General features: G+C 71.1%; 21 protein-coding genes and 1 tRNA gene. 8 read left to right on the plus strand and 14 right to left on the minus strand.

The window, feature by feature from the left end:
* Nucleotides 1-580: 580 nt before the first annotated feature.
* The 3 genes from ACZ43N_RS10455 to ACZ43N_RS10465 form a co-directional block, all read right to left on the minus strand.
* Nucleotides 581-910 carry a TfoX/Sxy family protein gene (locus tag ACZ43N_RS10455; protein WP_468096531.1) on the minus strand — a complete coding sequence of 110 codons (330 nt, stop codon included), beginning with the start codon at nt 908-910 and terminating at the stop codon, nt 581-583.
* A gap of 8 nt (nt 911-918) precedes the next feature.
* Nucleotides 919-1,377 (minus strand): SRPBCC family protein, encoded by a 459-nt coding sequence (locus ACZ43N_RS10460; protein WP_468096533.1) that lies wholly within the window; start codon nt 1,375-1,377, stop codon nt 919-921.
* A 256-nt stretch (nt 1,378-1,633) separates the two neighbouring features.
* Entirely contained in the window at nt 1,634-2,245 is a 612-nt protein-coding gene (locus tag ACZ43N_RS10465) for an FMN-binding protein (RefSeq protein ID WP_468096535.1), read from the minus strand.
* A gap of 682 nt (nt 2,246-2,927) precedes the next feature.
* On the opposite strand from ACZ43N_RS10465, the gene ACZ43N_RS10470 reads away from it, so the two are divergent.
* From ACZ43N_RS10470 to ACZ43N_RS10500, 7 genes are all read left to right on the plus strand, one after another.
* Nucleotides 2,928-5,027 (plus strand): bifunctional polysaccharide deacetylase/glycosyltransferase family 2 protein, encoded by a 2,100-nt coding sequence (locus ACZ43N_RS10470; protein ID WP_468096537.1) that lies wholly within the window; start codon nt 2,928-2,930, stop codon nt 5,025-5,027.
* A gap of 19 nt (nt 5,028-5,046) precedes the next feature.
* Nucleotides 5,047-6,234, plus strand: coding sequence for an LCP family protein (locus ACZ43N_RS10475; protein ID WP_468096538.1), 1,188 nt, complete (start codon nt 5,047-5,049; stop codon nt 6,232-6,234).
* Nucleotides 6,235-7,230: 996 nt separating this feature from the next.
* Nucleotides 7,231-7,827 (plus strand): RNA polymerase sigma factor, encoded by a 597-nt coding sequence (locus tag ACZ43N_RS10480; protein WP_468096540.1) that lies wholly within the window; start codon nt 7,231-7,233, stop codon nt 7,825-7,827.
* 166 nt (nt 7,828-7,993) lie between these two features.
* A complete protein-coding gene (locus ACZ43N_RS10485) occupies nt 7,994-8,722 on the plus strand; it encodes a hypothetical protein (protein WP_468096542.1) in 729 nt (242 codons plus the stop codon).
* Between the two features lie 1,050 nt (nt 8,723-9,772).
* Nucleotides 9,773-9,964 (plus strand): putative ATP-grasp-modified RiPP, encoded by a 192-nt coding sequence (gene tgmA, locus ACZ43N_RS10490; RefSeq protein WP_355397432.1) that lies wholly within the window; start codon nt 9,773-9,775, stop codon nt 9,962-9,964.
* Between the two features lie 13 nt (nt 9,965-9,977).
* A complete protein-coding gene (locus tag ACZ43N_RS10495) occupies nt 9,978-10,964 on the plus strand; it encodes an MvdC/MvdD family ATP grasp protein (RefSeq protein WP_468096543.1) in 987 nt (328 codons plus the stop codon).
* Nucleotides 10,965-11,051: 87 nt separating this feature from the next.
* Nucleotides 11,052-11,651, plus strand: a complete 600-nt coding sequence (locus ACZ43N_RS10500; protein ID WP_468096544.1) for a DUF998 domain-containing protein — start codon at nt 11,052-11,054, stop codon at nt 11,649-11,651.
* Nucleotides 11,652-11,806: 155 nt separating this feature from the next.
* On the opposite strand, the gene ACZ43N_RS10505 is transcribed toward ACZ43N_RS10500, so the two are convergent.
* Genes ACZ43N_RS10505 through selD form a run of 4 tightly spaced genes read right to left on the minus strand, consistent with a single transcriptional unit; the run spans nt 11,807 to nt 17,193 of the window.
* Nucleotides 11,807-12,970 (minus strand): cysteine desulfurase family protein, encoded by a 1,164-nt coding sequence (locus ACZ43N_RS10505; RefSeq protein WP_468096545.1) that lies wholly within the window; start codon nt 12,968-12,970, stop codon nt 11,807-11,809.
* 40 nt (nt 12,971-13,010) lie between these two features.
* Nucleotides 13,011-14,807, minus strand: a complete 1,797-nt coding sequence (gene selB, locus ACZ43N_RS10510) for a selenocysteine-specific translation elongation factor (protein WP_468096546.1) — start codon at nt 14,805-14,807, stop codon at nt 13,011-13,013.
* A complete protein-coding gene (gene selA, locus ACZ43N_RS10515; protein ID WP_468096547.1) occupies nt 14,804-16,153 on the minus strand; it encodes an L-seryl-tRNA(Sec) selenium transferase in 1,350 nt (449 codons plus the stop codon). Before selA ends, selB begins: the two co-directional genes overlap by 4 nt.
* On the minus strand, nt 16,150-17,193 hold the full coding sequence (gene selD, locus ACZ43N_RS10520; RefSeq protein ID WP_468096549.1) for a selenide, water dikinase SelD: 1,044 nt from the start codon (nt 17,191-17,193) through the stop codon (nt 16,150-16,152). The genes selA and selD overlap by 4 nt, the downstream gene beginning before the upstream one ends.
* A gap of 74 nt (nt 17,194-17,267) precedes the next feature.
* Here selD and ACZ43N_RS10525 point away from each other — a divergent pair.
* Nucleotides 17,268-17,360 (plus strand) — tRNA-Sec (locus tag ACZ43N_RS10525).
* Nucleotides 17,361-17,436: 76 nt separating this feature from the next.
* On the opposite strand, the gene ACZ43N_RS10530 is transcribed toward ACZ43N_RS10525, so the two are convergent.
* The 7 genes from ACZ43N_RS10530 to ACZ43N_RS10560 form a co-directional block, all read right to left on the minus strand.
* Nucleotides 17,437-17,721 (minus strand): hypothetical protein, encoded by a 285-nt coding sequence (locus ACZ43N_RS10530; RefSeq protein ID WP_468096550.1) that lies wholly within the window; start codon nt 17,719-17,721, stop codon nt 17,437-17,439.
* On the minus strand, nt 17,718-18,146 hold the full coding sequence (locus ACZ43N_RS10535) for a hypothetical protein (RefSeq protein ID WP_468096551.1): 429 nt from the start codon (nt 18,144-18,146) through the stop codon (nt 17,718-17,720). Before ACZ43N_RS10535 ends, ACZ43N_RS10530 begins: the two co-directional genes overlap by 4 nt.
* Nucleotide 18,147: 1 nt before the next feature.
* Nucleotides 18,148-18,702 (minus strand): hypothetical protein, encoded by a 555-nt coding sequence (locus ACZ43N_RS10540; RefSeq protein WP_468096552.1) that lies wholly within the window; start codon nt 18,700-18,702, stop codon nt 18,148-18,150.
* A 103-nt stretch (nt 18,703-18,805) separates the two neighbouring features.
* Nucleotides 18,806-19,123, minus strand: a complete 318-nt coding sequence (locus ACZ43N_RS10545) for a hypothetical protein (protein ID WP_468096553.1) — start codon at nt 19,121-19,123, stop codon at nt 18,806-18,808.
* Nucleotides 19,120-19,656 (minus strand): thioredoxin domain-containing protein, encoded by a 537-nt coding sequence (locus tag ACZ43N_RS10550; protein WP_468096554.1) that lies wholly within the window; start codon nt 19,654-19,656, stop codon nt 19,120-19,122. Before ACZ43N_RS10550 ends, ACZ43N_RS10545 begins: the two co-directional genes overlap by 4 nt.
* Nucleotides 19,657-19,671: 15 nt before the next feature.
* Entirely contained in the window at nt 19,672-20,205 is a 534-nt protein-coding gene (locus ACZ43N_RS10555; RefSeq protein WP_468096556.1) for a MauE/DoxX family redox-associated membrane protein, read from the minus strand.
* 85 nt (nt 20,206-20,290) lie between these two features.
* Entirely contained in the window at nt 20,291-20,791 is a 501-nt protein-coding gene (locus ACZ43N_RS10560; RefSeq protein WP_468096557.1) for a hypothetical protein, read from the minus strand.
* Nucleotides 20,792-21,381 lie beyond the last annotated feature (590 nt).

The following is a 21,381-nucleotide window of genomic DNA, read 5'->3' on the forward strand; positions in this document are numbered from 1 at the left end:
GGCGCGGGATTCGGGCGCTATGGACCGTGTCGGCCACGGTGCACGGCGTGCTGCTCGTCATGGGCCTGTTCGCCTGGCTCGGCAAGCCCGTCGACAGCGTCTTCCTGGGGCGGGCGGGCGCGGGATTCGGGCGCTATGGACCGTGTCGGCCACGGTGCACGGCGTGCTGCTCGTCATGGGCCTGTTCGCCTGGCTCGGCAAGCCCGTCGACAGAGGCTTCCTGGGGCGGGCGGGCGCGGGATTCGGGCGCTGTGGTGTGAGGGCGCGCGGGGGCTCGCGCGGCCGACGTACGGGTGGAGCGGCTCCTGGCGGATGGCGCCTCACGGGAGAGTGACGTGGGTGGTGGCTGGGTGACGGAACGGCCGCGCGGGCGCCGGGCAGACAGCCGCGGGTGGTCGTGGGTCGATGCCCGAGCCCAGCCCTGGCGCCTTCAGCGCCGGGGCCTTGTCCCCCAGGTCTTCGTCCTGGAAGCCGCCCGTACGGCGGTCGCGGACGGCGTCGCCGGCTGCACGATGCCGGTCCCCGAGCGCACGCCGGCGTCAGGGAGCCGGAAGTGCGGCGAGCCTGCCACCGACCAGGCTCACTTGGGCGGCAGGCTCGCCGCGAAGGCGTACCCCTGATCGATCCACTCCGCCAGGGCCTCGTCCTCGGACACGGCGGACGCGGCCACGACGACCCAGCCGCGCATCGGGCGTCCGGTGAAGTCGAAGGGCCGCGTGCCCGGCCGTGCCAGGGCGGCCTCGGTGGCGTGCGTGCCGACCCGGACCATCAGTTCGTCCCCGGTCACCCCGACCGCCATGTTGCCCTCGTACAGGAACGCCAGCCCACCGAACATCCGCTTCTCCGTGACACCGGGATCCGCACCCAGTCGCGCCCTGATGCGTTCCGCGAGGCCTTCGTCGAACGCCATGCCGTTCCTCACCCTCCCGCTCGCCGGCTCACCTGCCGCTCAAGGTCCCGGAGATCCTTGACCAGCGAGGAGCGCACCTTGCGCCCCATCATCGGCCCGGCCAACCGGTAGAAGCCGGAGGCGTCACCGCGCACACGGATCCGGGCGAGCGTGCCGCCGTCCGCAAGCGGGTCGAAGGAGTAGGTCACATGCATCGGCATCGGGCCGGCCACCGAGACCATGTCCAGCAGCCTGGGCGGCTCGTACCCGGCGACTCGCAGCACGTAGTCGATCCGCTTGCCCAGGAAGTGAGCCGTCCGCGTCACCTCCGCCCCGACTCCGAAACCGCCCGCATCCGCCTGCCGCGTCAGCTGAGCCGTCCGGATGCCCTGGGTCCACTCGGCATCGTGGCGCCAGTCCATGGCATACGCCGCCACCCGCTCGATGGGCAGCGGGATCGCCCGGTCCACCGTCACATCGATACCCATCCGCTGCCCCGTTCCCCGCGTTCCGGCTGCCGTTCCATGGAGCCACCCCGTGCGGTCGGAGGCAACCGGAGGCCGTAGCGGACCGCCGGTGCCCAGGGTGGTCCCGCACCTGCCCCCACCCGTTGCGGCGGTCGGCGAGGAAGGCAGGAGAACCACCCACGGCTGGGACGATCACCATGACCACGGCAACGTGCGTCTCCCGAGATCGCCTCGTCCCCGTTCACGCCGTCGGGGGACCTGCGTCAGGTCGATGTGCTCAGACGCCGGCCCGGTCCAGGGCGCTCTGGAGGGACTGCCTGTAGCCCTCGCTGGTGTACGTGGCGCCCGACACCGTGTCGATGTTCGCGCTCTGCGCCCGCAGGGTCTCCTGGTTGAGCTTGGGAATGGCGGTGGAGTTGATGTCGTTGCTCCGCGGCGTCTCGTCCGGGGACAGGACGGCCGCCGCCCCGGTGATCCTGCTGCCGGTGAGGGTGATCCGTACCTGGACCGGACCGTACTTCGACTGAGCCGTGGCTCCGGTGACAGTACGGGTGGTGGGTGCGGCCGAGGTGGTGTTCGGCGCGGGGGGTGCGTTGCCGGTGTTCGCGGGGGCGGGGGCGGCGGACGCCTGGTCCGACGGCTGCGCGCTCGCGGTGGACGAGGGCGGGGTGCGCCTCCTCCCGTGCGTCTTCGACGACGAGGACGACTCGGCAGCAGAGCGCGAGGACGCCGACGGGGCGGGGGACGCGGCGGCGTCCGATGCGATCACGGGCTCGGCCCGCGCCGACGACGGGTCCGTGGTCGGTTTGAGTGCGATCAGCAGCACGATCCCGGAGACCGTGCCGACGGCGGCCAGCAGCGCGTTGCGGAACGGATGCTTCTTCCTCACGGGAAGACCAGCGCAACAGCGGTGATCGGTGTCACAGACCCACCTCGGAACTCGAGGGCTCGTGCCGCGGCCTTCCGGGTCCGTGATCGCTTTCACCTGGTCCCTCGACGCCGGGTTCCTCCGCCGTACGGGCCGGAGGAGCGGTGTCAGGTTCCTCGGTGCGCCGCGTTCGTTCCCCAGGCACCGCGCAGCGCACGGATGGCCGGAAATCATTGGTGAAGTGCGGCCTCGACTCCACGAGATCCGCCCCGGAAAGGAGGAACGTGCGGGCACACTTCCCCGCAGCCACCTAGTCCAGCGCACTGACGGGGCTTGGCGTCACACCCTCCCGTGGCGAGGCGGTCGACTGATGGGTTTCGGACACACCCGCAGTACCTCTGTGGCTACACTCGCCGCCCATGCAAGAGCGCGACAGGAAGACAAACCAGCAGGAAAAGCCCCGTCATTGGGCGGGCGCCCGTACCTTCGACCAGCGCGGGAAGTCCGCGTGGCGCGCGAGCGGACCGGTTGCCCGCACCGCGGGATCGACGCCCGCCACCCGTGTGCCCGCACCGGCAACCGTTCCCATCGACGCTCCCGCCGCGCCTGCGCTCACCGGGCACCTAACCGCCTCGCCCCGCATCGGCACCCGTCGAAGAAACCCCGGCTCCGCTGTGAGTAACGTCACTCCAGGGATGGCTGCGTGAGCCGCTCGGTACGACGTCGGCACGCCCGGTCCCGGGAGCCCCGCGGTCACTGGAGGCTGCTGGCTCTGGCCCTGTGCATCGTCTTCGCCGCCCTGCTCTTCGAGGGCTGGACCGTCCATGAGGTCGACGCCGCAAAGTCGCGCCTGCCCTGCACCAGGCCGGTGCCCAGGGCCGTCGACGAGAGCGGTCCGGTCCTGCGCCGTATCAGCGGTGACGACGTCAAGTCCTCGGCCGTGCCCGCCCGCACCGTCGCGCTCACCTACGACGGCGGCCCCGACCCCGTATGGACCCCGCGCCTGCTCGACCTGCTGCGCAGGCATCATGCGCACGCGACCTTCTTCCTGTTCGGCGCACAGGCGGCACGCCACCCGGAGCTGGTGCGGCGGATCCTCGCCGAGGGCCACGAGATCGGCTCGAACACGTACACAGGGGCCGATCTCGGGTCATCGTCGCGTGTGCGCACCGCGATGGAGCTGACGCTCACCCGGAAGACCCTCGCCGGCGCGGCGGGCATCCGCACCGGTCTGCTGCGCATGCCGTTGACGACCCAGGTGGACACGCTGTGCGGCGCCGAGTGGAAGGCGGCGCAAAGAGCTGCCGCGGACGGCTATGTGCTGGTCGCCGCCGACCGGCCCGATCGTGATCCCAAGTACGGAATGGTCCGCCAGTTCAGCCAGACGGACCTGGCGTACCAGGAGACGAAGGACTTGCTCGGCAACCCGCACGCCGACCGGTTCACCACCGTCACGGACGCGCTCGGCATGCCCCCGGCGGATACGCGGGTGTCCGCCGCCGAACGGTGGCAGGGCAAGGCGTTGATCTGGACCACGACCGCCGGCCAGGCGTTCACGCACGCCATGACCTGGGTGCTGCTCGCGCTGGGTCTGTTGGGTGTGGTGCGGCTTTTGATGCTCACGGTGTTCGCCCGTGCCCATGTCCGGCGCCTGACCCGTCCCCGCCCCGGCGCGCCCTGGCTGCGGGAGGTCAACGCACCGGTGACGGTGCTCGTCCCGGCGTACAACGAGGAGGCCGGGATCGAGTCCACCGTCCGTTCGCTTCTCGCGTCCACGCATCCGTACCTCGAGGTCATCGTGATCGACGACGGCTCGACGGACCGGACGGCGGACCTCGCGACCTGGATCGACGACCCCCGGGTGCGGGTGATCCGGCAGCCCAACTCGGGCAAGGCGGCCGCGCTCAACACCGGTCTGGCGCACTCCTCGTACGACATCGTCGTGATGGTCGACGCCGACACCGTCTTCGAGGACGACGCCCTGTACCGGCTCATCCAGCCACTCGCCCACCCGGCCGTCGGCGCGGTCAGCGGCAACACCAAGGTGGGCAACCGGCGCGGTCTGCTCGGCAGATGGCAGCACCTGGAGTACGTCTTCGGCTTCAATCTGGACCGGCGGATGTTCGAGGTGCTGGAGTGCATGCCGACGGTACCGGGAGCCATCGGCGCCTTCCGCAGGGACGCGCTGCTGGGTGTCGGCGGGGTCAGCGAGGACACCCTCGCCGAGGACACCGACCTCACGATGGCCCTGTGGCGGGCCGGCTGGCGGGTGGTCTACGAGGAGTCGGCCATCGCCTGGACCGAAGTGCCCACCTCGCTAGGGCAGTTGTGGCGGCAGCGCTACCGCTGGTGCTACGGCACGCTCCAGGCCATGTGGAAGCACCGCGGGGCCGTCCTCGAAGTGGGCACCGCCGGACGCTTCGCCCGCCGCGGACTGACCTACCTGACGGTCTTTCAGGTGATTCTGCCGCTGATCGCGCCGGTCGTCGACCTGTTCGCGCTGTACGGGGTGCTCTTCACCGATCCTGTGCGGTCGATGGGCGTGTGGCTGGCCTTCCTCGCCCTCCAACTGCTCTGCGCCGGTTACGCGTTGAGGCTCGACGGGGAGAAGCTGTGGACCCTGTGGTCGATGCCTTTCCAGCTCTTCGTCTACCGGCAGCTGATGTATCTGGTGGTCATCCAGTCCGTGTTCGCCCTCCTGGGCGGCACCCGGCTGAAGTGGCAGCGCATGCAGCGCTCCGGGACGGCCGCCGACCAGCAGCTCAGACAGCCGTCCGCCCCGAGAGAGCTGTCGTCGACGTGATCAGGGAGTGGTTCGGCCCATGAACGAGTGGCATCGGCACGACGACGGGGCGCGGGCACCCCGCGTGATCACCGGCCAGGTCATCACGGGGGACGGGTGGGAGCGGGAGAGCTTTCCGTTCCAGGCGCCCGGGCATCAGCCGTCGGACCCCCACGGTGCAACCCCGGAGAACGCGGGCGACGGCCGGCCCTCCAGGGCCAGAGCGCCCTGGGTGCGCCCCAGCCGGCGCCGCCGGGTCGCGCGCCTGCTCGCACTGCTGCTCTGCGCGCTGCTGCTGGCCTCGGGCGGCACGTACGCCTGGGCCGACCTCACGCTCGACCGCTCGGTCGATCTCGGCGAGGCCGGGGACCGTCCGCCGCGAGGGAAGGGGACCACGTACCTCATCGTGGGCTCCGACAGCCGTGACGGCCTGTCCGAGCAGGCCAAGGAGGAGCTGCACGCCGGCGGTGGCGGCGGCAGCCGTACCGACTCGATGATGCTCCTGCACACCGGTGCCCACGGCACCACGATGGTGAGCCTGCCCCGCGACTCGTGGCTCACCATCCCGTCGTACCTCGACCCCCGCACCGGCAAGCGGCACCGCCCGGCGAAGGACAAGCTGAACGCGGCTTACTCGCTGGGCGGCGCCCGGCTGCTCGTGCGGACCATCGAGCTCAACACGGGCATCCGCATCGACCACTACGCGGAGATCGGCTTCGGTGGCTTCGTCGGTGTCGTGAACGCCGTCGGCGGCGTGGACATGTGCGTGGACCGGGACATCAGGGACGAGAAGTCGGGTCTCGACCTGACGAAGGGCTGCCACACCCTGGACGGCGACCAGGCGCTCGCGTTCGTCCGCCAGCGGCACCAGGAGGCCCAGGGCGACCTGGGGCGCAGCAGGAACCAGCAGAAGTTCCTCGCGGCACTCGCCCACAAGGCGGCGACACCGGGTACCGCACTCAATCCGTTCCGGACGTATCCCCTGCTGGGCGCGGCGCTGGACACCCTCGTGGTGGACGAGGACACGGATCCGCGCACCCTGGTCTCCTTGTTCCGGGCGATGCGAAGCGTCTCGTCGGGAGGTGGCCGGCAGCTCAACGTGCCCGTGGTCGGCCGCGGAGTCACCACGGCGAAGGGCAGCGCCGTGAAGTGGGACGCGGCGAAGGCGAAGCGGCTCTTCACCGAACTGCGCGACGACCGGCCGGTCACCGTCGAGGAGAAGGGCTGAGCAGTGCGGGGCCCTCGCCCGGTAGCCGGGTACGACGGTCACGTACCGAGGCGCCGTCGCGCGGGGCGGGGGCGGCGGGAGGCACCCCCGCCCCGCCGTGAGAGCGCGCCCCGCCGTGGGGAGCGCGCCGCGCCGTGGGGAGCTGCCCCGCCGTGAGGAGCCGCCCCGCCGTGAGGAGCGCGCCGCGCGGCTTCGCGGCGTACGCGGGTGGAGCGATCGCCCGTCGGAGGGGCGGCTGATGGTCGGTGGGAGGCGACCGCCAGGTCCGCCGCACCATCGACGGGCGGTAGTGGAATCACGTCGACGCGGCCCGCCGCCGCTCCGTCCGAGGGAGACGGGGCTCGCCGGGGCTGCTGTGCCGCGATGCGACGTCGGGCGCGCCCGTGCCCCCGGGACCGGCGGCGCCGACAAGTCCGTGAGCGGCTTCCGCCCGCCCACCGTGGCTGCGAAGGATGTGTGGGGCGGCTGGGGTTCCGTGCGTGGTCGGAGCCCCGGCCGCCCCTGTGCCTCTCCGTGCCGCTCCTGGAGCGGAGTCAACAGCGTCACGGAGAGAGGCCCGGGAAGGTGAGTTGCGTCACTGGCGTCAGGTGGGGCGGCCCGACGCATGCGGACTCGTACTCAGACAGCGCATGACCTGCGCGAAACGTCACCTGGGGGCCGGCGCGGCACGGCCGGGCGCGCGTCGGCGTCCGAGCTGTGGATCCGCCGGGCTTGATGAGCCGTCATGTCGTCCGGACCCGACGTTGGTCCCTCAACGACCGTACAGCTCCTGCCTCTTGGCGCCGCCGCTCCGTCCTCGCGGCCTTCGGCGGCTGTGAGGAGAGGCATCGGCGACGGCATGAAGGTTCCTGATCTGTTGTGACACTTCTGTGACTACTCGCGCTGATCACCATGGGCCGTCCATGCGACCGGAGCACGGCGGACGGCATGACTCGCCATGAACCGGTGTGAACGAGGAAAATATTGGGCCAGGTACGGCAATCCCGGCATGTACGGGTGCACGACGAAGAGCTGGGCGCGGCAGTCGCGCGGGCCCAGGACGGTGACGAGGCCGCATTCACGGTCGCCTACCGGATCGTGCAGCCGGGCCTGCTCGGCTATCTGCGCGGGCTCGTCGGCGACGAGGCGGAGGACGTGGCATCCGATGCCTGGCTGGAGATAGCCCGCGACCTCGGGCGGTTCAAGGGCGACGGCGCCGGGTTCCGCGGCTGGACGGCGACGATCGCCCGGCACCGCGCGCTGGACCATTTGCGCCGCCAGCGCGCACGACCCCGGGCGGGAGGGAGCGAACAGGACGTACTGGACATGCCCAGCCCGCACAACACGCACGAACAGGCCCTGGAGTCCCTCTCCACCGAGCGGGCCCTGCAGCTGGTCCGGGGACTGCCGCGAGACCAGGCCGAGGCCGTCCTCATGCGCGTCGTCGTCGGCCTCGACGGCCCCGCCGCCGCACGCGTTCTCGGCAAGCGCCCGGGAGCGGTGCGCACCGCCGCCCACCGCGGTCTGAAGCGCCTCGCCCGCCAGCTGGGCGTCCGCGAGACGGAGGACGGTGTGACGGATGAGGCTTCCCGAACGCTAGGGGAGTCGAAATGAACAACGACGGTGACATGTCGGGCAGGCAAACGTCAGGCCCCGTACACCGGACGAATCAACCGATCGGACAGGAACGGAAGCGGACATGGGTGAACACCTGAGCGGCGGCGGAGTCCCAGACCGTCGGCGTGCGCACCCTGACGGCGCCGCGTCCGGTCCACGCGCCGTGCGTGACCCCGCCGCCCTGGAAACGGCGCTGGCCGCCGCCATACGCGCAGGAGAACTCGAACCCGAAGCCGAACAGCGGGCTCTGGCCGCCTTCCGGGCCGCCCGCGGCACGGAAGCACACCGCGCGCGCACCCGGCGCCGGGACGACTGGCGCGTGCCCGCCGAGCGGCGCGCCAGGCGCCCCGTGAGGATGGCACTCGGCGTGGCCTTCGCCAGCCTCACGCTGGGCGGTGCCGCGGTCGCGGCCATCGGCTCGGCCGGCTCGCCCGCGGACGGAGCCGACGCCAAGGAGACCGCGCGCCCCACGGCGTCCGCACCGGGCCGACCCGGCGACGGCGACCCGTCGGCGCCCTCCCGCGGCCCCTCGGCGACCGACGGACCGGCCCGCGCCCAGGACACCGAGGCCCACTGTCGCGCCTACGAGCAGGTCGAGGACCGCGGCAAAGCACTCGACGCGAGGGCCTGGCAGCAGCTCGTCGCGGCCGCCGGCGGGGAGGACGAGGTCGCCGCGTACTGCGCCGAGCAGCTGGCAAGGGCGTCAGCCGCACCGGGCGGCCCGGACGGCACGGGCAACCCCGGCGAGGGCGCCGCGAACACCGGCAACGGCACGGCGGGGAACACCGGCGCCTCCCGCAACGGCACGTCCGGCGACAACCCCGGCGGCAACCCCGGCGGCGCGGACAGCCCGGCGGGCAACGACCGGACGAGCAGCGGGAAGGACCAGTAGCCCCCGGCCCGCCGGCCAAGCCCCGACCATCCGTCGGCCGGGCCCCACGTCCGTCGGTCGACCGGACCCCACGTCCGTCGGTCGACCGGACCCCACGTCCGTCGGTCGACCGGACCTACGTCCGCCGATCCACCGGGCCCCACGTCCATCAGTCCACCGGGCCCCACGCCCGCCGATCCACCGGGACCCACCTCCGCCGATCCACCGGGCCCCACGTCCATCGATCCACCGGGACCCACCTCCATCGATCCACCGGGCCCCACCTCCATCGATCCACCGGGCCCCACCTCCGCCGATCCACCGGGACCCACCTCCGCCGATCCACCGGGACCCACCTCCATCGATCCACCGGGACCCACCTCCGCCGATCCACCGGGACCCACGTCCATCGATCCACCGGGACCCACCTCCATCGATCCACCGGGCCCCACCTCCGCCGATCCACCGGGACCCACCTCCGCCGATCCACCGGGACCCACCTCCGCCGATCCACCGGGACCCACCTCCGCCGATCCACCGGGCCCCACCTCCGCCGATCCACCGGGCCCCACCTCCGCCGATCCACCGGGACCCACCTCCGCCGATCCACCGGGCCCCACCTCCATCAGTCGGCCGGGCCCCACGTCCGTCGGCGGGCCGCTCGCCGTTCGAGGCGTGACGTTTGCGTTCAGGGCAGGACGCTTGCGCTGGGGGCGTTTGCGTCCGCCCGCCCCCGCCCCCGCCCCGCCCCCGCGCCGCTTCGTGACCCGCCCCGCCCCCGCGCCGCTTCGTGACCCGGCCCGCCCCCGCGCCGCTTCGTGACCCGGCCCGCCACGACCGGTCGTCCGCGCATAGCCGCGCGGCTGTGACGTTTACGGTGCCCATTTCGATCCTTAGATCGTGGGGAAGTTGAGCTCTTCCGATGCTTCTGATGCCGATGATGTGAAGGCGGGCAGCGCGGATGGCGGCAATGTGATGATCTCCCCCGGATGCGCCAGAAGTGATGAATTCCTTGCGCCAGGAACGCGTGAGGCGCTGCACGCAGGCAGCGTGCGAACTTGGAGGTTTCGAGTGCGACCGTTCACCCTCAACTATGTCCTCCCCAGGACAGGTCCGACCGCGGTGACGCCCTACCGATTCGACGAGTCGCTGCAGCTGAACGTGCTTCCCGACGGACGCCTCGCCGTCAGTGATCCGGACCTCCTTCTGGCGGCCGGTACGACGACGTCCACCGCCGGTTCCCAGACACACTTCGACGACTGAGACCCATAAGCGGATGTCCGTACTGATTCTCACGTCCGAGGAGGACGTCACCGCCGACATGGTGGTGGCCAAGCTGCACGAAACGGGGGTGCCCGTGATGCGGCTCGACCCTGCCGACCTGCCGGGCAAGGCCGTGCTGTCCGCGGATTACGCCCACGGCGACTTCCAGGGACACCTGTCGGTGAACGGACATGTGCTCAGCATGGAAGGCCTGCGCTCCGTGTGGGTGCGCAGACCCGGCGAGCCGGCCGCGCACGCGCCCCACCCCTCACCGTGGCTGACCGCCGAGACCCGTCAGGCGCTGTTCGGACTGCTCTGCTCCGGCTCCCCGCGATGGATGAACCATCCGCGCAACGCCGAGCAAGCACGGCTGAAGCTCTGGCAGTTGAGGGTTGCCCATCTCAGCGGCTTCGCGGTTCCTCCCACCCTCGTCACCACCTCCCCGCGCCTGGCGCGGCAGTTCGCCGCGGAGCACGGGGACGTGGTGGTGAAGTCCGCCTCGGGGCCGCCGCCGGGTACCCCCGCGCTGGCTCTGCCCACCACCCTGATCGGTCCCGACACGGACTTCTCCGGCGTCGCGGCCGGGCCGGCGCTGCTGCAGCGGTACATACCCAAGCGTGCCGACATCCGTCTGACCTGTGTCGGCACCCGGCTGTTCGCCGCTCGGAAGGTGGCCGAACCCGACCAGGTCGACGGGCGCTACGGCGACACCGGCCACGTTTGGGAGGCGGTCCCGGTTCCCGAACGTGTCAGCAAGTCGGTGTACGAGTACGTCACCCTCGCCGGACTGGCGTATGCCGCGTTCGACTTCGCCGAGGAGAAGGGCATCTGGTGGTTCCTGGAGTGCAACCAGAGCGGCCAGTTCGGCTTCATCGAACTGGAGACCGGGCAGCCGATCTCGGAGGCCGTCGCCCTGTGGCTGTCGCAGCGCAGGGCGGGCCATCGTGTTCCCCGGAGCCAGACCATGCTTCCGGACAGGCGCGATCGGTTCTCAGGCTGAGGGCGCGAGCTCCGGGTCCGCACTGAGGGTCCCCCCCCCAGGCGCGGCGTCGCCGCCCGCAGGGGCGGAGCGTCTTACGGTGAACCGGTGCGATCTGTGCCCAGGTGGGCCTTGCTCTCGTCGGTGTGCGCGCCTGTCCTGTTGATCGGAGGCTGGACGCTCGCGGCGCTCCTCGAGGGTCCCGCCTACGACCCTGCTACGCAGACGATCAGCGTCCTGGCGGCCTACGGGGCAGCGGGATTCTGGGTGATGAACGGAGCGCTGTTCGCCCTGGGGGTCTGCCACGTGCTGACCGCCTGGGGGCTCCGTGCGGCCGCCCTCGCCGGACGGGTGGCGCTGGGCGGCGGAGGTGTGTCGGCGTTCATGGTGGTTCTGCTCCCGGCGCCGATCAGTGGGGGTTCCCTGCGCCACGGCTCGGCCGCCGCGGTCGGCTTCGCGCTTCTGGCGGTGTGGCCGGTCCTGGCCGCCGTTCGCAGCGGAACGGCACCGTGGGGACTGCGGCCCGCCCCCTCCCTCGCGGCGACCGCCCTGATGGGCGCCGGAGCACTGTGGTTCATGATCGAGATACATCGTCACGGTGTCGTCGGCGTGGCTGAACGCCTGGTCACATCTCTTCAATCCCTGTGGCCCTTCGTGGTCGTGGCCTCCTGCCTCCGCCACCCTGACTCGAAGCGGAGATGTCCCTGAAGGCAACCGGGTCACTCCGGTGACGGCCGCCGGGCAGGGCCTGAGCCGCGACAGCGAGGGCGGCAGGCGCGCCGCAGAAACCGAACTGACGGACGCCAGGCTCCTCACCTGCGCTGCTCGCCGTCACTCTCACGGCGAGGCCGAGGCCCCGTCCCTCACCGCACGGCAGCCGCCTTGAGCAGCGCGGCCGCCGCCGTTTCGATGTCCTCGTACGTGCTCCAGCGGCCCAGGGAGAGCCTCAGCGCTCCAAGCGCTCGGTCCGGAGCGACGCCCATCGCGGTCAGGACGGGCGAGGGAGTGTGGGTTCCGCTGTGGCAGGCCGAGCCGGTGGAGGCCGCCAGACCGGGTGCGGCGGCGAGGAGTTCATGCCCGAGCGCGCCGTCGATGCTGACGTTCAGCGTGTTGGGCAGGCGTTCCGTGTCGGGACCGTTGAGGTGGACGCGGCCGGGCAGGGCGTCGGCCAAGCGCCGGTGCAGGCCGTCCCGGAGCGCCGCGATCGAGCCCGGTGTGCCGTCGGCGAGTTCTTCGGCTGCCAACTCGGCGGCCGTGCCCAGGCCGACGGCGAGCGCGACGTTCTCGGTGCCGGCCCGCAGGCCGTGCTCCTGGCCGCCGCCGTAGACCAGCGGTTCGAGGGCGACGCCCTGGCGGACGTACAGGGCGGCGATGCCCTTCGGGGCGTACATCTTGTGGCCGACGACCGTCAGCAGGTCGACGCCCGACTCCCGTACGTCCAAGGGTATTTTCCCGACTGCCTGGGCGGCGTCGCAGTGGAAGAGCGCGCCGTGGGCGCGGGTGATGCGGGCCAGTTCCGTGATGGGCTGGAGGGCGCCGGTCTCGTTGTTCGCGGCCATGACCGAGACCAGGACGGTGCGCTCGGTGAGGGCAGCGGTGAGCGCCGGCGGGCCGACCAGGCCGTCGCCGTCCACGGGCAGATAGGTCACGTCGGTGCCGTGAAGACGTTCCAGGGCACGACAGGTCTCCAGGACGGCCGGGTGCTCGGTGACCTGGGTGATCACATGCGGGCGGTCGGTCCCGGCGGACAGCACCGCGCCGCGCAGGGCGAGGTTGTCGGCCTCCGAGCCGGAACCGGTGAAGACGATCTCGCCGGGCCGGGCCCCGATCAGGTCAGCGACTTGCGCGCGTGCCCGATCGAGCGCGCGGTGGGGTTGATCGCCGTAGGAATGGCCGCTGGAGGGGTTGCCGAAGTGGTGCCCCAAGTGCGGCAGCATCGCCTCGACGACCCGGGGGTCGACGGGAGCGGTGGCGTTGTAGTCCAGGTAGACCGACTCGCCCCGCAGTCCGGGGTGCGCGGGGATCATGCTGCTTCTCCGAGGTGGCTTGATGCGCGGTCAGGATTCTTCAGCTGCCGCCCCTGCACGTGCGCTCCGTACATCGTCGGTGTGTCGAGTCGACTCGTCTGGTCAGACCGGTCCGGTCCATCAGTTCCAGCAGCGGCACCGCTACGCGGCGGGTGGTTTCCAGAATCTGTCGCGCCTGGCTGAGCGTGAAGGGTTCATGCAGTCCGACCAGGCGCTGCCGGGCTCTCTCCGGTGCGTCGGGCATCAGCACGACGTTACCCGGCAGGCGCAGCAGCAGCCCGGCGCGAGCGGCCGCCGCCACGTGTCGTTCGGCCAGGCCCAACGCCTGGAGCTCGTCCGTCGTGGGAGCGCCGAACGGGGTCTCGACGAGGCGATCACGGACAGCCTGCAGAGCGTGTTCGACGGCTTCCGAGAAGGTGGGCCTCGCATCCTCACGATGGACCCCGGTGGCGTCCAGGACCAAGCCGGCCTCGCCGACCAGAGCGTCGAGCAGCTTGGGGTGGGGCAGCCCCAGTTCCCGTACGGCCGTCTCTCGTGGCATGCCGGGTGCCAGCGGGTGGCTTTTCGCCCACTGGTCCGTGGTTCGGTGTAGTCGTGCGGTCCAGGTGTCCCACTGCTCGGGGTGAGCCAGCCAGTCCCCTACGACGACGGCCTCCGGGGGCGGTTCGCCTCCTGGGGACAGCACGCCCGTGGCCGTCAGGCGGCTTCGGGTGACGACGCCCAGGCGAGCGAGTTCCACGGTGGCGTCGGGACGGTCGGGCACTTCGCTGAGCGTCGTGGCGCGAGCCGCCGCCGCTCCGCGCCGGTTCAGGGGCGGCGGCAGGGCGTCGAGGACGACCGCCCCGACGGTGATCATCCGATCGTCCGGGGTGCGGAGCACGGTGCGCTCTCCTTGGTGCACCGCGACCGGGGAGGCGAGTGCAAGGCGTGCCGTGTCCGGGCCGAGGGGTCTGATCCGTACCGGTATCGCGGCGGAGCCGAGGTGGAACACGAGTTCCTTCGGCATCCGTTCCCCCGTCCGGACAAGGCGGACGTCCAGCTTGTCGGTGACCGTCCACCCTCCGTGGGCGATCAACGCATGCCCCCGCTTGATCGTGGAGCAGGCGCTGCCGCGGAGGTTCAGGGCGACGCGGGAGACCGCCGCCGCGCCGCTCACACCCGTCTTGAGGCATTCCATCGAGCGAACGCGGACGGTACCGCCCGTCGGGACGATCCGCAGCTCGTCTCCCACGGCGATCCTTCCGCTGCCGAGCGTCCCGGTGACCACGGTGCCCGTGCCTCGCACGGTGAAGACCCGGTCGACCCACAGCCGTGCGGGCCGCCCGGAGTCCGGCACGGGCATCCGGGCGGCCAGCCGGGCGAGAGCGTCCCGCAGTGCGCCCATGCCGTGTCCGGTGACCGCGCTGGTCTCCACGATCTCCGCGGCCGACAGCGAGGTGCCGGCCAGGCGCTCGCGGGCCGTGGCGGCTGCCGACGCGGGGTCGGCAAGGTCGGCACGGGTGACGGCGACGACGCCATGCCGCACATCGAGGGCGTCGAGCACGGCGAGATGCTCCTCGGTCTGCCTCGCCCATCCCCCGTCGGCCGCCACCACGAGCAGCGCCGCGGGGGCAGGGCCCGCGCCGGCCAGCATGTTGGTGACGAGCCGCTCGTGCCCGGGTACATCGACGAAGGCCGCGATCTCGCCGTCGGGCAGGGTGGTCCAGGCGTATCCGAGGTCGATGGTCATGCCACGGCGTCGCTCCTCGGGCAGCCGATCGGTCTCCATCCCTGTCAGAGCCCTGAGCAGCGCCGTCTTGCCGTGGTCCACATGCCCGGCGGTCGCCATCACTCTCATGCGGATCTGTCTCCCCCGGGAGAGCCGGTGGCCCTCAGGACGGCCCCCGCCAAGTCGTCGTCGCGTTCGGGCGGAACGCACCGCAGGTCCAGCAGGCAGTGCCCGCGTTCGACGCGCCCCACGACGCACGGCTCGCCCGCGCGTAGCAGCTCCGCGCAGTCGGCGGAGAGCCGGACGGCCCAGCCGGGGAGCCGTACGCCGGGGGCGCCGCCACCACCGACGATGCCTTCACTCGGTACCGCTGCAGCTGGGACGCGCTGGTCGTTGAGCCGGCCGGCCAGCCTTTCGGCACGGGTGCGCAATGCCTCCGGATCCGCGTGCAGGAATTCGAGGACGGGTGCCCGGGGTCCCACGAGGGTCGCCTCCAGGGCGGCCAGCGTGAGCTTGTCCAGGCGCAGGGCCCGGGTGAGCGGGTGCGTGCGCAGGGCGTCGACGATCTCCCGGGTGCCGAGCAGCAGACCCGCCTGCGGGCCGCCCAGGAGCTTGTCGCCGCTGGCGGTGACCAGGTTCGCTCCCTGCGCGAGCCAGCCGTCGGCGTCCGGCTCCTCCGGGATCAGCGGGTCGGGGGTGAGCAGCCCGGAGCCGATGTCGGCGACCACCGGTGGACCGAGCGTGGCCAGCTCCGCGACGGACACGGCGCTGGTGAAGCCCTCGACGCGGAAGTTGGAGGGGTGGATCTTCAGGAGGAAGCCCGTGGCGGGGCCGATCGCACGGCGGTAGTCGTCCAGGTGGGTACGGTTGGTCGTCCCGACCTCGCGTAGTCGGGCGCCGGTGCTCACCAGGAGGTCGGGCAGGCGGAAGCCGTCTCCGATCTCGACCAACTCGCCCCGGCTCACGACGATCTCCCGGCCCGCGGCGAGGACCGTGGCCGCGAGGACCAGGGCGGCGGCGCCGTTGTTGACGACATGGACCTCTTCAGCTCTGGGCACGGCCGCCCGCAACGCCGCCAGAGCACCGCGGCCCCGGCGCGCCCGAGCCCCGCTCCTGATGTCGAACTCCACATCCACATAGCCACTGGCCGCCTGTACGGCCTCGACGGCGGCCGGGGACAACGGTGCGCGGCCGAGGTTGGTGTGCAGGACGACGCCCGTGGCGTTGAGTACCGGACGCAACGTCGTGGTGGTCCGGGGCAACAACGCCGAGGCGAGGTCGGCCACGGCTTCGGGCGGTATCTCTCCTCCCCGCGCCCGCCGTTGGGCCTCATGCACGGCTTCCCTGACGACGGCGCGCCCGAGACGGCGGCCCGCATCGGCGAGACGGCGATCCGCCAGCACGAGGTCGGTGCCCGGGACGCGCCGGCGCGGATCGCTCGTTGCGGCGCCCGTGGAGGGCTCGGCCGTCGTCATCCGACCACGATGATGTCGTCCTGGGCAGGCACCAGTTCACCGATGACGGGCGCCCCGGGTATCTCACCGGCGACCAGCAGTCCGCCGGATGTCTGGGCATCGGCCAGCAACAGGCGCTCCTCCTCGTCGACGGCCGCTCCCCACCGGACATGGGGGTCGACCCAGTCGAGGTTGCGCTTGCTGCCACCACTGACGAATCCGGCTCCGACCGCCTCGCGAGCACCGTCGAGGTAGGGAACGGCGGCCGGGTCCACCCTCGCTGTGACACCGCTCGCCCGGGCCAGTTTGTAGAGGTGCCCCAGCAGTCCGAAGCCGGTGACGTCGGTCGCGCAGACGGCGCCCGCGGCGAGGGCCGCCGCCGCGGCCTCCCGGTTGAGGGCGGTCATGGCCGCGACGGCCTGGGGGAATTTCTCCCCGGTCTGCTTGTGGCGGGTGTTGAGGACACCGATACCGAGCGGCTTGGTCAACGACAAAGGCAGACCGGGCCGGCCGGCGTCGTTGCGCAGAAGGCGGTCGGCGTCGGCGATGCCGGTCACCGCCAGGCCGTACTTCGGATCGGCGTCGTCGATGCTGTGTCCGCCCGCGAGGTGGCAGCCGGCGTCGCGGGTGACGTCGAGCCCTCCGCGCAGTACCTCCCCGGCGAGTTCCATGGGCAGTGTGTCGACCGGCCAGGCCAGCAGGTTCACGGCGACGACGGGTGTGCCGCCCATGGCGTAGACGTCGGAGAGAGCGTTGGCGGCCGCGATGCGGCCCCAGTCGTAGGCGTCGTCGACGACCGGGGTGAAGAAGTCGGTGGTGAGGATCGTGGCCTGGTTGCCCCGCAGCCGCACGACGGCCGCGTCGTCGCCGCCGTCGAGTCCCACCATCAGCTCCCCGTGGCCGAAGTTCTCCGCGGAGGACGGCAGTCGGGCCACCAGGGACTCCAACCGACCTGGGTCGATCTTGCAGGCACAACCTCCACCGCGGGCGTATTGCGTCAGTCGTGTGCCGGGGGACCGTGGGGTGGAACGCTTCGTATGGGGCTGGGTGTCGGTGCTCATGCTTCCCATGTCAGAAGTGGCCTCGGTGATCGATTCGGCTGCCGAGCGGGAGAAGGGTCGGTTACGGTGGCGGCGGAGGCGTCAGGGTTCCTGGTGGGCCTCCCCGCCTTCAAAGCGGGTGGGGCGAGGCATCCTCGCCCGGCGGGTTCGATTCCCGTCCGCCTCCGCCGGGCCGAGCGGCTTCGCCGCTCCGCAGACCGGTGCCGGGCCGCTTCTCTCGGCCCGGCACCGTTTCCTTGCGGCTCAGCCGAGCAGCGGTCCCGCACCGGTGCGGCCCGGCGTGACCAGGACCACGTCCTCGGGTCCGGACGTGACGCGTACCTGCCCGTCCGTACGCTGCATGGAGCCGACGGACACCAGAGCTATGGCGTCATCGATGTCGACTCCCGGACGGTTCAGGTGCATGGAGATGACGTCCTGAGGGCTGCCATCGGCGGCCACGTCAGCGGCCACGTAGACGTTCGCGGTGCCGTCCGGATTGTTCTTGATGAAGGCGACGCCCCGATCCGTGGGGGTACGAGTTCTCACGAGTGGTTCCTCCTGTCTGTGTGGCGGTTCGTGTGCGGAACGGAGTCCGCGGCGTACAGCGGTTCCGGTGCGGCGGTCGGCGTACCGAACATGACCTGCTTCCACTCGCCGCTGTAGGCATAGATCCCACAGGACGTGGTGGCCCGCAGGCGGGCCGGCAGTCGCGACGCCGTGATGTGACGCTGGGACTCGCCCATGGCGTAGACACTGTCCAGCCGGTCCCAGAGCGAGAAGCTCAGCAGGGTCCGGCTGTGCCACTGGACGAGCGTGGTGTGACCGAGGTAGCCGTCGGCCACCCGGCGCACCTCGCGCTTGACCCTGTGGTGCAGGGCGAGGATGAGCAGCAGGGAGAGCAGGTTGCGGCACTCGAAGCGAGTGAGGACCACCTGCCCCCGCGGATCACTGACGCGCTGATGTCCGCTCATCTCACCAGCGCCCCAGGACGACGCCCGCTGCGACCAGCAACAGCGCGACACCGCACGTCCTTCGGATCAAGGTGAACCAGGGCCGAATCCGGTCTCCGTGTTCGGGCATACCTCTGACGCTGTAGTAGACACTCCGCACCGAGATCGTCAGCACACCGACCACGGTCATGCCGACCAGGACATACCCCGCGGCGGACGGGACCAGCAGGCCCGTTCCGGCGAGAGCCGCCCAGGTCAGTGAAGTGCTCTTCTGCGTCGTGAACAGCAAGGACAGGTCGAATCCCCACACCAGACCGAGCCTCCCCGGAGGGATGCTGCGGACGTACGCCTGAGGTACCTGGCGCCAGATGTGCGGTGTGCGATCGGTGATGTCGGCCAGACCGAGCACCACCAGCGTCACCGCGACCACCACCAGCCGAACATGCGGTGGCAGCCACCACTCCAGCAGTGTGCCCAGTCCGAACAGGACCGCTGCGAGGAGCAGTGAGGCGGCGGATCCGCCGACGACAAGCCCCGTCAGGAACCTGGTGCCCTGTGATGTGTTGCGGCGCAGCATGGGACCGGCGACCCCGGCCATTGACTGGCCTCAAGGACTGAAGACCTGAAGGACCGCCGCGATGCCGGCGATCACCAACCATGTCGTCATCGTGGGACCGCCGTCAGTCGTGCAGGCACTGGGCTGCGGACAGCCGGTTACCGGCAGTCTCGCAGCAGGCGCAGTGGAGGGCGCCGCTGGCGGTCTCGCAGTACCAGATGTACGACGCGTGCGCCTTGCAGTAGCTGTACGTGGTGTTCTCCGGCCAGTTGGCCAGGTTGCAGCACGCGGGCGCGGCCGCCGCCTGCTGCGCTCCGGCGAAGACGCCCGCCGAGGCCGCGAGGCCGGTGGCGCCGACTCGGGCCATGAGCCGACGGCGCCCCATGCCCTTCTTGGGTTCGGCGGCGTCCGTCGCCGACATGCCTCGTCTGAGGAACTTCATTTGACTCCTCCTGTCGCCAAGGGATGGACCTTCTGGTGGATCGCGCGGAACGTACCGAAGGTGTAGGCGTCGATGAGCACTCCTTCCTCGAAGACCAGGGCTGCGGGACTGCTGTTCACACCGAGACTTCCGATGGTCCACATACCGCCCTCGTCGACGTAGTGGGGGATCTTCCGCAACGCGTGGCGGTCGACGAACTCCGCACCCGCGTCGGCGCTGCCGGCGGAGACGATCACCCCGTACCGGTCGCCGAGTTCCCCCGGGGCCAGTCGGGACAGCTCCTCCCCCACCTTGGTGCACGTGGCGCACACGGGGCTGAGGACCAGCAGTACGCTCCGGCCCCGGTCCATGTGCGCACGCAGCGCGTCCGGCCAGTCGGCCGGCGCGACACCCAGCGTGACGTCCCTCAACGGGACGACGGATTCCTCGTCACCCGGGTCGGGCACGCGTGAGGAGAGTTCGCCCATCATCGCGAAGAGAAGGGCGACGGCAACGGTCAGCACCAGCAGTGCCACCGAGAGCAAGACGATCATGCGGCCCTACCTTTGTTAGGCAGCGGACTCCGACTGTTTGGAGAGATTTCCGAGCACCGTGTACGCAAGTCGGCGATGCGAGAAGAGCAGCCAGCCACACGTCGTGATCGCCGCCAGGGCGGCGACGCCGGCGGACAGGGAACTGCCCTGGGGCATCATGCTCACGCCATGCAGCCACAGTGCGGCCGCTCCGTCGGCCAGGATGGCGAGACCCATCAGCGCGTTGGCGACACCCAGGGGCCGGGTGCTGTCCGCACCGAAGCAGCCGCACGGCTCGGTGCTGCCGCGCAACAGCCCGAGGAACCCGGCGCCGGCGAAGAGCGTCCCGAACAGCACCAGCGGCACATGTGCCGGACCGCGCAGGGCGGGGACCACCAGGGCCAGACCCGCCGCGATCTCCCCGATCGCCAGGACCCGGATCACGGCAACGGGCACAGGGCGCCTGCCGGGACGAAGCTCCCCCGCGGCTGCAGCTCCGAGCGCCGGTGCGACCACCTTGGCCGCTCCGCCCCGCACCAGCAGTGCCACGACGGCCGCGTCAGCGCACACGAGTAAGGCATCAGTGAGTGTCACGTATCCCCCGTTGTTTCCCTGCTTGTCCCCCGTCGGCTGCCGAACGCGATTCGGCTCGTGCTCAGCCGGCCAGGTACTCGACGTCCAGGCTGTCGGAATGCCCCGGCCAGGAGAGGGAGAATTCCCAGCACCCCGGCTTCGGCATGTCGATGAGAGAGGGGCCGGGCCCTCCCGCGACCGAACGGGACACCACTTGGTCCGTGCCGACAAGCCTTGCCTTGATCACCAACCGGTCATCAGGCCCCATCTCGGCCGCACCCTCGGTGTCCTTCGCCACCCAGAGGATCTTGTTCTGCCGCCCCTTGGCGGCCGGCGCGTGGTACGGGAAACCGAAGAGCACCGCGGCGATCTCGCCGTTGTTCCCGATGATGTGACGCTGGGCACCGGCCCGCGGAAGTTCCTTTCGCGCCCAGGCGGGAAGGGGGCCTCGCTTCACCGCAGGTCGACAACTCCCGTCCTGCTTCGACGCGGCGACGGTGTTCTCGGGCTTCTTCGGCCTCGCGTCCCTGGGAGCGTCTCCGGACGCGCTGCACCCGCCGGCCGCGAGGACAACAGCGGTCATGAGCGCGATCAGGGAACCATGGACGGTGAAGCCTCCCGGGTGACGCAGGATCGGTCGCCTCAGCCGTGCGGACATCTCTGACTCCGTCGCGTCGTAGCCACTCACCTCGGCTGACAGCCGGCGAGCTTGACGATGGATCACTGTTCCACGGGCCTCGATCGGCAGGGAACGCGCTATCTGGCCAGACTCACAGGAGAAACACAGGTCAGGGCGGGCCTGGGGCGGACAGCCTCCGGAAACACGGTCGGCACAACGGGGCCGACGGCCGGACGAGGGGCACCGAACCGTGCGGTATTTCGGATGACGCAGCTCACCACAGACCGCACACCCGTTCCCTGACGAGAGCAGGTGCGGACGCACCACCACCCGCCTCCCGGATTCCACTTGTCGACGCCCTTACGGCATGAGTCACACGGCAGCCTCTGGTTTGCACGCCGGTGAGCCGGTCACCGCTGTCCAAAACCAGCCTGTCGACAGAAATCGCTTACGACCGGCCGCGCTGTCCCGCGCGTGGTCCTGGCCTCCCGCCTCCGCCGCTCGGACCCGCAGGGGGAAGACGCCCCTGGGCACCCGGGTCACGCCGGTATCCG

This window comes from Streptomyces sp. NPDC030814, assembly GCF_055572155.1.

What these genes read in the sequence shown, in the direction of transcription:
- ACZ43N_RS10455 (WP_468096531.1), bottom strand. Translation starts at nt 910, where the DNA reads ATGGCGTTCGACGAAGGCCTCGCGGAACGCATCAGGGCGCGACTGGGT.
- ACZ43N_RS10460 (WP_468096533.1), bottom strand. Translation starts at nt 1,377, where the DNA reads ATGGGTATCGATGTGACGGTGGACCGGGCGATCCCGCTGCCCATCGAG.
- ACZ43N_RS10475 (WP_468096538.1), top strand. Translation starts at nt 5,047, where the DNA reads ATGAACGAGTGGCATCGGCACGACGACGGGGCGCGGGCACCCCGCGTG.
- ACZ43N_RS10495 (WP_468096543.1), top strand. Translation starts at nt 9,978, where the DNA reads ATGTCCGTACTGATTCTCACGTCCGAGGAGGACGTCACCGCCGACATG.
- ACZ43N_RS10505 (WP_468096545.1), bottom strand. Translation starts at nt 12,970, where the DNA reads ATGATCCCCGCGCACCCCGGACTGCGGGGCGAGTCGGTCTACCTGGAC.
- selB (WP_468096546.1), bottom strand. Translation starts at nt 14,807, where the DNA reads ATGAGAGTGATGGCGACCGCCGGGCATGTGGACCACGGCAAGACGGCG.
- selA (WP_468096547.1), bottom strand. Translation starts at nt 16,153, where the DNA reads ATGACGACGGCCGAGCCCTCCACGGGCGCCGCAACGAGCGATCCGCGC.
- selD (WP_468096549.1), bottom strand. Translation starts at nt 17,193, where the DNA reads ATGAGCACCGACACCCAGCCCCATACGAAGCGTTCCACCCCACGGTCC.
- ACZ43N_RS10535 (WP_468096551.1), bottom strand. Translation starts at nt 18,146, where the DNA reads ATGAGCGGACATCAGCGCGTCAGTGATCCGCGGGGGCAGGTGGTCCTC.
- ACZ43N_RS10540 (WP_468096552.1), bottom strand. Translation starts at nt 18,702, where the DNA reads ATGCTGCGCCGCAACACATCACAGGGCACCAGGTTCCTGACGGGGCTT.
- ACZ43N_RS10545 (WP_468096553.1), bottom strand. Translation starts at nt 19,123, where the DNA reads ATGAAGTTCCTCAGACGAGGCATGTCGGCGACGGACGCCGCCGAACCC.
- ACZ43N_RS10550 (WP_468096554.1), bottom strand. Translation starts at nt 19,656, where the DNA reads ATGATCGTCTTGCTCTCGGTGGCACTGCTGGTGCTGACCGTTGCCGTC.
- ACZ43N_RS10560 (WP_468096557.1), bottom strand. Translation starts at nt 20,791, where the DNA reads ATGACCGCTGTTGTCCTCGCGGCCGGCGGGTGCAGCGCGTCCGGAGAC.